This is a genomic window from Actinomadura sp. KC345 (assembly GCF_004348515.1).
GTDB lineage: Bacteria > Actinomycetota > Actinomycetes > Streptosporangiales > Streptosporangiaceae > Spirillospora.
In genome coordinates this window covers 1-1,193 of record NZ_SMKH01000577.1, presented here as the reverse complement: position 1 = coordinate 1,193, position 1,193 = coordinate 1, and the positions used below count along the sequence as shown (strand labels likewise).

Annotated in this window: 1 protein-coding gene; it reads right to left on the bottom strand. The window is 70.2% G+C overall.

Annotated elements, in window-relative coordinates; all coding sequences use genetic code 11:
* Positions 1-817 (bottom strand): sporulation protein (locus tag E1281_RS39695; RefSeq protein ID WP_165959331.1); only part of this gene is annotated, 817 nt, incomplete at its 3' end.
* Positions 818-1,193: the final 376 nt, after the last annotated feature.

The following is a 1,193-nucleotide window of genomic DNA, read 5'->3' as shown; positions in this document are numbered from 1 at the left end:
GTGGGGCCTGGGCCGGAGGCGGCGGCGGGTGGCTGCCGTGGGACGCGCTTGAGCCGGAGCCGGACGAGCGTGGCAGGGCGACCGCGGACTCCAGCCACTGGCCGATCTTGGAGTTCCAGTCGGTTTCGGCGGCTTCGGCGTGCGGGACCGCGAACACGCCGAACGACTCGTCCGACGGGGCCTCGCGGTCTTCGGCGCGCAGGACGAACGCCATGGTGCGCGGGCTCGCGACGAAGCTCAGCCCGACCTTGTCGATCCGTCCCTGGTACGACGTCGGCGGGTTGAGGTGCATCTTCTGGTGGAACGGAAGCTGCTGGGCGACGCCCCGGAGCTTGGACGACTCGAACGTCACGTTCGAGATCTGGAAACCGAGCCGGGCGATCGCGGCGAGCACCCACTGCTGGGACTCCAGCGGCTCCACGGAGATCGGGTCGATGTCGCCGGGGTCCGGTTGCCCGGCCACGTCGACCTCGGTGCACATCCCGATGGTGAAACCCGGGAGCTCGTGCCCGAGCACGGTGGTGAACGGCAGCTCGTACGGCAGCGGGATGGAGAACGCAAGGTCGCGCTGCTGCCCGGTCTCCAGCCGGAAACCGCGCGTGAGGGCGCCCCGGTACACCTCCGGCCCGGCCGTCTCCCCGCCGTAGCCGTTCTGCATGCGCGGCATGAGCGCGAGCGTCACGTGCCGGATCTCGCCGGGCTGCGCCCCGCCGCGCAGATGCACCTTGCCCGCCACGACCCCGCCCGGCTTGCAGTTCGGCTCCGACAGGATCGTGTCGACAGACGGTCCGCCGCCCGCCATATGCCCGTAGGACAACGGCCCGTTCCCCTCTCCTGACCGCGAGGACCGTTCCCCGCGCAAGTCAGCCCGCATGTGTCAGCGCACGCAAGACGCCAACGCGAGTTAGACCTACTCCACCATGCCATCGGTTCACATGACGAAGCAGATACTCAATCCTTTTCATCCACCAAGCCACACAATCCACCCCCCGCCGACTCGCCCAAGGCCGACGCAGCGCGGGCCCGCGAAGCGCGGGCCGATGCAGCACAGGCCGGCGCAGCGCGAGACGGCGCCTTCGCCAGGACGGGGTGCCCAGGATCCGCCAGGCTGGTCGGTTCGGCTGGCCGGGCGTTTTGCTTGGCGGAGTGGTTTGTCTGGCCGGTGGCGGGCGGACGGTGGGACGGGTGTGGGT